The 10,050-nt window shown below is 71.1% G+C and carries 5 protein-coding genes and 1 pseudogene; 5 read left to right on the top strand and 1 reads right to left on the bottom strand.

All coding sequences use genetic code 11. The features are described from left to right. Positions 1-60: 60 nt before the first annotated feature. From M6444_RS22390 to M6444_RS22370, 5 genes and pseudogenes are all read left to right on the top strand, one after another. Positions 61-2,601: a DNA translocase FtsK gene (locus M6444_RS22390; protein ID WP_298332669.1), complete on the top strand. Its 2,541-nt coding sequence runs from the start codon at positions 61-63 to the stop codon at positions 2,599-2,601. 47 nt (positions 2,602-2,648) lie between these two features. Further along, positions 2,649-4,058 carry a 30S ribosomal protein S12 methylthiotransferase RimO gene (rimO, locus tag M6444_RS22385; RefSeq protein WP_298332666.1) on the top strand — a complete coding sequence of 470 codons (1,410 nt, stop codon included), beginning with the start codon at positions 2,649-2,651 and terminating at the stop codon, positions 4,056-4,058. Positions 4,059-4,099: 41 nt separating this feature from the next. After that, on the top strand, positions 4,100-4,705 hold the full coding sequence (pgsA, locus tag M6444_RS22380) for a CDP-diacylglycerol--glycerol-3-phosphate 3-phosphatidyltransferase (RefSeq protein WP_298332663.1): 606 nt from the start codon (positions 4,100-4,102) through the stop codon (positions 4,703-4,705). Further along, the gene (locus M6444_RS22375; RefSeq protein ID WP_298332661.1) at positions 4,702-5,214 is read left to right on the top strand and encodes a CinA family protein; all 513 of its coding nucleotides are present in this window, start codon (positions 4,702-4,704) and stop codon (positions 5,212-5,214) included. The genes pgsA and M6444_RS22375 overlap by 4 nt, the downstream gene beginning before the upstream one ends. A 180-nt stretch (positions 5,215-5,394) precedes the next feature. Then, a pseudogene (locus M6444_RS22370) lies at positions 5,395-5,616 on the top strand (helix-turn-helix transcriptional regulator); the annotation flags it as partial. A 223-nt stretch (positions 5,617-5,839) separates the two neighbouring features. Here the strand turns inward: M6444_RS22370 and M6444_RS22365 are convergent. Further along, positions 5,840-10,050 (bottom strand): ATP-dependent helicase (locus M6444_RS22365; protein ID WP_298332656.1); only part of this gene is annotated, 4,211 nt, incomplete at its 5' end.

Genomic DNA, 10,050 nt, shown 5'->3' with positions numbered 1-10,050 from the left:
TCCGCCACGCCGGGGCGTGTGTGACGGAAGATACGGGTGTGCCGGTTGTACTGTGATCTCATGGCGACCCGAACAGCACCGGCTCGGTCGCGAAGCTCCTCGGGTACGACGAGCAAGAAGCGTGCCCCGGCTCGCGGCCGTAAGCGCCGCACGCCGACGGCACCCCCGCCGCCGCCCCCGCCACCGCCAGGGCTGGTGGCCCAGTTCTTCCGCGGTATCGGCAAGGCGATCGCCGGCATCTGGATGGCCATCGCCCACGTGGTCGGCGGCACCGCCCGCAGCGTCGGGCGCACCGCCAAGGGTCTCGAGCCCGAGCACCGGCGCGACGGCGTCGGGCTGGCGCTGGTCGGTACGGCGTTCGTGGTGGCCGCTTCCGTGTGGTGGACGCTCGACGGAGCCGTGTACGACGCCATCTACGGCGCGCTGGCCAGCGCCGTCGGTACCGGCGCGTACGTCACGCCGATCCTGCTGCTCATGGCCGGGTGGCGGACACTGCGCCACCCGGACCGCAACGGCCCCGCGGGCCGCCAGGTCATCGGGTGGGTCTGCCTTGCCTTGGGCACCCTCGGCCTGGCCCACATCGCCGGGGGCATGCCGAGGTCGGTCGACGGCGCCGAGGCGATGCAACGCGCAGGCGGCGCCGTGGGGTACGTCTCGTCGACCATCCTGGCCGATCTGCTCACCGTGTGGGTCGCGGGACCGCTGCTGGCCCTGCTGACGCTGTTCGGCGTCCTCGTCGTCACCGGCATCCCGCTGTACGAGGTCACCGACCAACTGCGCGAGTGGGCCGGACGCGTCGCGGTGTGGCTGGGCTTCCGCCATGGCGAGCAATTCGACGACGCCGACGAGCAGCAGCCAACGGCGCGTAAGCGCGGCCGGCGCCGCGACGCTGCCGAGCACACCGGCGACGAGCCGTACGACTCGCCGGTGCTGCGTGAGAAGCCGTCGAAGAAGAAGCCGGCCGCCGACGTCGCCGACACCGCAGAAGACCTCCCCACGGTCCCGGACGGCGTCGCCGTCGAAGCAGCGGCGAGTGGCAAGGGCAAGAAGAAGGCCGACGGCGACACCGGCGTGAGCGAACCCCCGCCGCACTCGCCGTTGCCGCAGCGGGTCGAGCAGCTCGCGCTGTCCGGCGACATCACCTACACGCTGCCCTCCAGCGACTTGCTGCGCCAGGGCAGCCCGCACAAGGCCAAGTCGGCAGCGTCGGACCAGGTGGTCGACGCGCTGATGGGCGTGTTCGAACAGTTCAACATCGACGCAGTCGTCAGCGGGTACACCCGCGGCCCGACGGTCACCAGGTACGAGGTCGAGCTGGGTACCGGGGTCAAGGTCGAACGTGTCACGGCGTTGAGCAAGAACATCTCCTACGCCGTGGCCAGTGCCGAGGTGCGCATCCTGTCACCGATCCCGGGCAAGTCCGCGATCGGTATCGAGATCCCGAACAGCGACAAAGAGATCGTCAGCCTCGGCGACGTGCTGCGTTCCTCTGTGGCCCGCAAGGACCACCACCCGATGATCGCCGGGTTGGGTAAGGACGTCGAAGGCGGGTTCGTCGTGACGAACCTGGCGAAGATGCCGCACCTGCTGGTCGCCGGCGCCACCGGCTCCGGCAAGTCGAGCTTCATCAACTCGATGATCACCTCGGTGCTGATGCGTGCCACCCCGGACGAGGTGCGCCTGATCATGGTCGACCCGAAACGGGTCGAGCTGTCGGCCTACGAAGGCATCCCGCACCTGATCACGCCGATCATCACCAGCCCGAAGAAGGCCGCCGAGGCGCTGCAGTGGGTCGTGCGCGAGATGGACATGCGCTACGACGACCTCGCGCAGTTCGGCTTCCGCCACGTCGACGACTTCAACAAGGCCGTGCGCGCCGGGCAGGTCAAGGTGCCGGAGGGCAGCGAGCGCACGTTGTCGCCGTACCCGTATCTGCTGGTCATCGTCGACGAGTTGGCCGACCTCATGATGGTCGCCCCGCGTGATGTCGAAGACGCGGTCGTGCGGATCACCCAGCTGGCGCGGGCTGCCGGCATCCACCTGGTGCTGGCGACCCAGCGTCCGTCGGTCGACGTCGTCACCGGCTTGATCAAGGCGAACGTGCCGTCGCGCCTGGCGTTCGCGACGTCCTCGCTGGCCGACTCTCGAGTCATCCTCGACCAGCCCGGCGCGGAGAAGCTGGTGGGCCAGGGCGACGGGCTGTTCCTGCCCATGGGCGCCAGCAAGACCATCCGCGTGCAGGGCGCGTGGGTCAACGAGAGCGAAGTCGCCGCCGTCGTCGCACACTGCAAGGAGCAGCTCGAGCCGAGCTACCGCGAGGACGTCACCGCACCGCAGACGACCAAGCGCGAGGTCGACGAAGACATCGGCGACGACCTCGACCTGCTCTGCCAGGCCGCGGAGCTGGTGATCAACACCCAGTTCGGCTCGACGTCGATGCTGCAGCGCAAGCTGCGTGTCGGCTTCGCCAAGGCGGGACGGTTGATGGACCTGATGGAAAGCCGGGGCATCGTCGGCCCGTCCGAGGGATCCAAGGCTCGCGACGTGCTGATCAAGCCGGACGATCTCGAGGAGGTCCTGGCGTCCCTGCGCGGCGAGTGACGGCGCGTGACCTGCGCTCCGGCGCGCCAGAGTAGGCTAACGGTCTCATGACCAAGCATTCCGTCGCCATCGTCACTCTGGGCTGCAGCCGCAACGAGGTGGACTCCGAGGAGCTGGCGGGCCGCCTGGACGCCGACGGCTTCGAACTCGTCGACGATCCGGCCGCGGCTGAGACGGTTCTGGTCAACACCTGCGGGTTCGTCGAGCAGGCGAAGAAGGATTCGGTGGATTCCCTGCTCGCCGCCGCCGACCTCAAGTCCGGCGGCGCCACCAAGGCCGTCGTCGCCGTGGGCTGCATGGCCGAGCGGTACGGCGTGGAATTGGCCGACGAACTTCCCGAAGCCGACGCCGTGCTCGGCTTCGACGACTACGCCGCCATCGGCCAGCGGCTGCGTGGGATTCTCGACGGCGAGCGGCACGTCCCGCATGTGCCACAGGACCGGCGCAAGCTGCTGCCGGTCAGCCCGGTGGAGCGGCAAGCCGCGGCGGGTGCCCCAGTCGTGGCGGACTTGCCCGACGGCGTCGCGCCCGCGTCCGGGCCGCGTACGCTGCGCCGCCGCCTCGACGGCGCTCCGGTGGCGCCGGTCAAGCTCGCCAGCGGGTGCGATCGCGCGTGCACGTTCTGCGCCATCCCCGCCTTCCGGGGCGCCTTCCTGTCCCGCCGGCCGGCCGACGTGCTGGCCGATGCGCGCTGGTTGGCCGGTACCGGGGTGAAGGAGCTGTTCCTGGTCAGCGAGAACTCCACCTCGTACGGCAAGGACCTCGGCGATCTGCGCCTGCTCGAGACCCTGCTGCCCGAGCTGGCCGCCGTGGACGGCATCGACCGGGTCCGGGTGTCATATCTGCAGCCGGCCGAGATGCGCCCGAGCCTGGTCGAGGCGATGACCACCACCCCGGGCGTCGTGCCGTACTTCGACCTGTCGTTCCAACACGCCAGCGCACCACTGCTGCGGCGGATGCGCCGGTTCGGCTCCACGGAGTCGTTCCTCGAGCTCATCGCCTCGATTCGCGATCGTGCGCCCGAAGCCGGCATCCGCTCGAACGTCATCGTCGGATTCCCGGGTGAGACCGAAGACGACGTCGAGGAGCTCGAAGACTTCCTCACCCGCGCGAAGCTCGACGTCGTCGGCGTGTTCGGTTACTCCGACGAGGACGGCACCGAAGCAGCCGACCTGCCCGACAAGATCGACCTGGACGAGATCGACGAACGCGTCGAGCGCCTCAACGATCTCGTCGAGCACCTGGTCGACCAGCGCGCCGAGGACCGCGTGGGCTCTGAAGTCGAGGTGCTCATCGAGTCGGTCGACGGCGACGGCGTGCAGGGCCGCGCAGCGCATCAGGGCCCGGAGGTCGACGGTTGCACGACCGTTCGGGGTGTGCGGGCCGGTGTCGGTGACGTCGTGCGTGCAGTCGTCGTCGGCAACGACGGCGTCGACCTGGTCGCAACCGCACGCTGACGGCGGTGTCGCAACGCACCGGGAAGTCCTACCCTTACCTCGTGCCCGACCCCAGTTCCGACCGACGCGAACCCGTGGCGCCGAGCGTATGGAACGCCGCCAACGCGCTCACGGCGCTACGGATCGTGCTCGTGCCGGTGTTCGGGTGGCTGCTGCTGCGGGCCGGTGGCGCCGAGGACGGCTCGCGGATCGCGGCTTTCGTGGTGTTCGCGATCGCCATGACGACCGACCGGCTGGACGGTGACATCGCCCGGCGCCGCGGGCTGATCACCGACGTGGGCAAGATCGCCGATCCGATCGCCGACAAGGCACTGACCGGGATGGCCTTCATCGGGTTGTGCCTACTCGGGGAGTTGCCCTGGTGGGTCGCGGTGGTGGTCCTGGCCCGAGAGATCGGTATCACGCTGCTACGCTTCGCCGTCATTCGCTCCGGTGTCATCCCGGCCAGCCGTGGCGGCAAGGTCAAGACCGCGCTGCAGGCCGTCGCGCTGGGGCTCTACATTCTGCCGTTGCCCGGCGCGTTCGACCCGGTCGAGATCACGGCGATGACGCTGGCGGTCGTCGTGACGGTGGTGACGGGCATCGACTACGTCGTCTCGGCGATCCGGCGCCACCGCGAAGCCGGCCGGCCAGGAGCGTCGGCGTGATCGACGCCGCGACCGCTGAGCACGCCGAGACCGCCGTGCACACGTTGATCGAGCAGGCCCGTACGGTCGCGACCGCGGAGTCGCTGACCGGCGGACTGATCTGCGCAGCCTTGACCATGGTGCCGGGATCGTCAGCAACGGTGCGCGGCGGTGTCGTCGTCTACGCCACGGAACTGAAATCCCTCCTCACCGGCATCGCCGCCGACGTGGTGCGACGCCACGGGCCGGTGTCGGCCGAAGTGGCGGCCGCGATGGCCGGCGGCGTGCGCAACCGCCTGACCGCAGATCTGGGCGTGGCGGCCACGGGGGTGGCCGGCCCTGATGCGCAGGACGGTCACCCGCCCGGGACCGTGCACATCGCTGTCGCCGACCCACGCGGCGTCACTGTGCGCTCGTACGTCGACGCCGACCGGCTCGCCGGCGACCGGGCCGACGTTCGACGGCAGACGGTCCGGATCGCGCTGGAAATGGTGAGCGAAGCGGCCCGCCCGGAGCCGGGCCGGACGTGAGCGACGGCCGGACGTGACGGGGAATGTCCGGCATATCGACGGCGTTACACGAGTGTCCAGGTGCGCCCCTTCGAGTCGTTGAACTGATACGAACCGCGGCGGGGTCACACAGCACAGACGCCGTACGCGCGGTACGGTGGTGTCAGGCACAGTCGAGACTGATCGCGAGAGGGGTGGCCGGTGGTACTCATCAGACGGCTCGTCGGCGATGTCTTGCGGCGCCGCCGGATCGAGCAGGGTCGAACCCTTCGCGAGATCTCGGCAGCGGCTCGGGTGAGCCTCGGATATCTGTCCGAGGTCGAACGAGGCCGCAAAGAAGCGTCCTCTGAACTGCTCGCCGCGATCTGCGAGGCTTTGGACCTGCCGATGTCCGAGGTGCTCCGCGAGGTCAGCGACGAGATGATGCGGGTCGAGGCGGCCGCGGTAGGTGCGCTCACCCAGTTGCGCCCGCGTGAGGAAGCGCGGCCGCGTGACGTCGTCCAGGTCGGCTGACCTGGATACCCAACAGGCAGACTCAAGCAAGGCTGATGCCCGTGACCGGTTGCGGTCACGGGCATCAGTGCATCTGCATGGCGGCCCACGCCGAGTGGAATCCGCTGCGGGGGCACGAACGAGAGCGCGGCGGTCAGTTGCGCAGCCGCAGCCCCCGCGGTGACAGATAGAAGCCGGCTGCGCTCAGCGCCTCACCCAGCGGGGTGGAGGTGACCTGCTCGCCATCGGCTCGCTCGACCCGTAGCGACCCGAGAGCGCCCTCGCGCACGGCCAGGGCGAGCGCATCGGCCGAGGCGCGCAGCCGGGTGGGATCGTCGGTCCACGACAGCAGGGTTCGACCGCCGCGCTCGACGTAGAGCGTCAGTTCGCCGTCGACGAGGACGACCAGGGCGCCGGCCTTGCGGCCGGGCCGGTGCCCGGACCCGTCACGCTCCGGCCACGGCAGGGCGGCGCCGAACGGGTTGGCGGGATCGGTGGCGGCGAGGACGAGCGCGCCGTCGCTGTCCGCGGAGCCGGCCGGGCGCGCGAACGATCGCAACCGGTCGACCGAACCGGGGGTGCCGAACTGGGCGGCCCCCAACCCGGCGACGAAGTAGCCGCGGCGGGCGCGCCCGGTGTCCTCGAACGCCGAGAGGACGCGGTAAGCAGCGGCGAACCCGCCAGGCAGCCGCTCGGCGGTCACGGCACCTCGGGTGACCACGCCGTGGCGTTCGAGCAGCGCTTCGGCCGCGGCATGCGCCCGCCGGGTCACGTCCGGCTCGCGGTCGGGCAGCAGCGACCAGCGCCCTGCCACGGTGGGCGGCCCGGACCGAGCGGGCATCGCCGCGCGGGTCCGGGCGTAGCGCGAGCGTGGCCGGGTTGGGCGAGACCGGTGCGTGCTTCGAGTGCCGGCCAGCAGCGAACGCAGGGGCGCCACGGTGTCGTTCGTGACGTAGCCGGACCAGACGAGGTCCCACAGCGCGGCGGCGATCGTGGCATCGTCGGGCACGCTGTCGCCGGTGGAGCTCGCGGAGATCGTCGCGGTGACGGCGTCAGCGAGTTGGCGGAAGAAGAAGGCGCCGCCTCCGGCCAGGGCGTCGAGCACGGCACGTTGCACGGCGTCGTCTGGTTCGCCGTCGAGGTCGGGAAGAGTCAGCGGGGCGGTGTCGGCCAGGTGCAGCGACACCCAGCCGTCATTGCCGGGCAGGTGACCGTGCCCGGCCCAGACGATCTCGCCGGCGACGCTCAGTTCGTCGAGCCAGGCCGGGGAGTACGAAGCCACCCGTGCGGGCAGCACGAGACTCTCCAGCGCGCTGGCCGGCACGGCGGCGCCGGCGAGCTGCTCGACGACGCGCAGGACACCGTCGGGGCCACGCAGCGAGCTGCCCACCGACTGCCATGCCGGCAGGAAGCGGCCCAGGGTGGCCGGATCGACCGGCTCGGCTTCTTGCCGCAGCGCAGCCAGCGACCTGCGGCGCAAGAGGCGCAGGACGCCGGAGTCGCACCAGTCGGTGCCGACCCGCCCGGGACGAAGCTCGCCTTCGACGACCCGGCCTTCGCCGGCCAACCGCCGCAGCGTCGACGTGACGACGGCGACACCCAGGCCGAAGCGGGCGGCGACGTCGTCGGCACGGAATGGGCCATGAGTCCGGGCATAGCGGGCGATGACGTCGCCCAGGGGATCGGGTACCGGCGCGGCGAAGGCCTCGTGCACGCCGCCGGGAACCGCGACCCCCAAAGCGTCGCGCAGCCGCCCCGCGTCTTCGACGCCCGCCCAGACCTCACGCCCGGCGATACGCACGAGCATGACGCGCCGCAGCCGCGCCAGCTCCTCCAGGTGAACTGCGGCATCTTCACCGTCGGCGCACCGAGCAGCGACCTCGTCGGTCGTCAGCGGGCCCAGCAAGCGCAGGAGGTCGGCCACGGCCTCGACACCGCTGGCCCGCCGGTCCGGAGCCAGTCGCTGGAGCTCGGCTTCGGTCTGCTCGACCACCTCGGGATCGAGCAGCTCGCGTAGTTCGGTACGGCCGAGCAACTCGGCGAGCAGGGTCGCGTCGAGGGTGAGCGCCTGTGCACGGCGCTCGGCCAGCGGGGAGTCGCCCTCGTACATGAACGAGGCGACGTAGCCGAACAGCAGCGACCGGGCGAACGGCGAGGGCTGCGGGGTCTCGACCTCGACGACCTTGACGGTGCGCTCGGCGATGGCGCGCATGAGCCGGCGCAGGCCGTCGACGTCGTAGACGTCCTGCAGGCACTCGCGCATCGTCTCGAGGAGGATCGGGAAGGAGCCGTACTTGGCGGCCACCTCCAGCAGTTGCGCCGAGCGCTGGCGTTGTTGCCACAGTGGCGAGCGTTTGCCGGGGGTGCGGCGCGGCAACAGCAGCGCCCGCGCGGCGCATTCACGGAACCGGGACGCGAACAGCGCGGAGTTGCCGACCTCGGCGGTGACGAGATCGTCCAGCTCGTCCGGGTCGAGCACCACGAGCCCGGCGTCAGGTGCGGCCGTGGAGCCGGTGGCGTCGAGGGACTCCGGGGTGTCGAGCGTGTCCGGGATACGCAACACGATGCCGTCGTCGGCGTGCGCGGCCTGGACGTCGACGCCGTAGAGCTCGCGTAGCCGTGCGCCGAGCGCCAGCGCCCACGGGGCGTGGACCTGAGCGCCGTACGGCGAATGGATGACCAGGCGCCAGTCGCCGAGTTCGTCACGGAACCGCTCGACGAGCACCGTGCGGTCGTCCGGGACGTGACCGGTGGCTGCCCGTTGGTCGCGGACGTAGGCGAGCAGGTTGTCCACGGCCCAGTCGTCCAGCCCGGCGGCCGCGGCCCGCCTGCGGGCGTCGTCGTCGGGCAGCCCGCAGATCTCTCGGACGAAGGCGCCGACGGCCGCGCCCAGCTCGGCCGGGCGGCCCAGACTGTCGCCGTGCCAGAACGGCAGCTTGCCCGGCCGTCCAGGAGCGGGAGAGACGAGCACGCGATCGTGGGTGATGTCTTCGATGCGCCAGCTCGTGGCGCCGAGCGCGAAGACGTCGCCGACCCGGGACTCGTAGACCATCTCTTCGTCGAGCTCGCCGACGCGCGCGCCACCCTTGCGCGGGTCCGAGCCGACCAGGAACACGCCGAACAGGCCGCGGTCGGGGATGGTGCCGCCGCTGGTGACGGCCAGGCGCTGGCTGCCGGGCCGGCCTTTGAGGACCCCGGCGGTGCGATCCCACACGACCCGCGGGCGCAGCTCAGCGAACTCGTCGGACGGATACCGGCCGGCGAGCATGTCGAGCACGGTGTCGAACGAGGACTGCGGCAGCCGGGCGAACGGATGCGCCCGCCGGACCAGGGCGAGCAACTCGTCCACTGGCCAGTCGTCCATCGCCACGGCCGCCACGACCTGCTGGGCGAGGACGTCCAGTGGGTTGTTCGGGACGGCGAGTTCTTCGATGCTGCCGGCGCGCATGCGCTCGGCGACCACTGCCGTCTGGACCAGGTCGCCGCGGTACTTGGGGAACAGCACCCCACGCGAGACCGCGCCGACCTGGTGGCCAGCCCGCCCGACCCGTTGCAGGCCGCTGGCCACCGACGGCGGCGCCTCGACTTGGACGACGAGATCGACCGCGCCCATGTCGATGCCGAGCTCGAGACTGCTGGTGGCCACCACCGCCGGCAGTCGCCCGGACTTGAGGTCGTCTTCGATGAGAGCGCGTTGCTCCTTGCTGACCGAGCCGTGGTGGGCCCGGGCCACGACCGGGTCGGCGCCGTCGCTGCTGCCCGCCTGGGCCATCATCTGCGCGGGCGGGCCAGGGGTGTCGCTGCTGAGTTCGGGCTCGGCCGACCGGGCGGACTCGGCGGCGATCTCGTTGAGCCGGGCCGTGAGCCGTTCGGCCAGCCGCCGCGAGTTGGCGAACACGATCGTCGAGCGGTGCTCGCGGACCAGGTCCAACACCCGCTGTTCCACCGAAGGCCAGATGGACGGTTTCGGCGCCGCGGCCCCCGGCACCTCGTCCTCCAGCGACCCGGGTTCGGCAGGCTGGGCAGGCCCGTCCAGCGCGGCCATGTCGTCGACCGGCACCTCGACCCGCACCTCGAGCGTCTTCGGCGTCTCCGGTTGGACCACGGTCACCGGCCTGCCGCCCGCGAGCAGCGAACTCACCTCGTCGACGGGGCGGACGGTCGCCGACAGGCCGATGCGCTGGGCCGGTTTCGGCAACAGCTCGTCGAGACGTTCCAGCGACAGTGCCAGATGCGCACCCCGCTTGCCGCCCGTGACGGCGTGCACCTCGTCGACGATGACCGTCTCGACGCCCCGCAGCGACTCCCGCGAGGACGAGGTGAGCAGCAGGAACAACGACTCCGGTGTCGTCACCAGCACGTCCG

The organism is Haloactinopolyspora sp., from assembly GCF_027324685.1.
Taxonomy (GTDB): domain Bacteria; phylum Actinomycetota; class Actinomycetes; order Jiangellales; family Jiangellaceae; genus Haloactinopolyspora.
The sequence above is the reverse complement of the archived record's forward strand: the minus strand, read 5'-3'. Positions and strand labels throughout refer to the sequence as shown.

Excerpts from the sequence above, each read along its gene's own strand:
- M6444_RS22390 (WP_298332669.1), top strand. The coding sequence starts at position 61 with ATGGCGACCCGAACAGCACCGGCTCGGTCGCGAAGCTCCTCGGGTACG.
- rimO (WP_298332666.1), top strand. The coding sequence starts at position 2,649 with ATGACCAAGCATTCCGTCGCCATCGTCACTCTGGGCTGCAGCCGCAAC.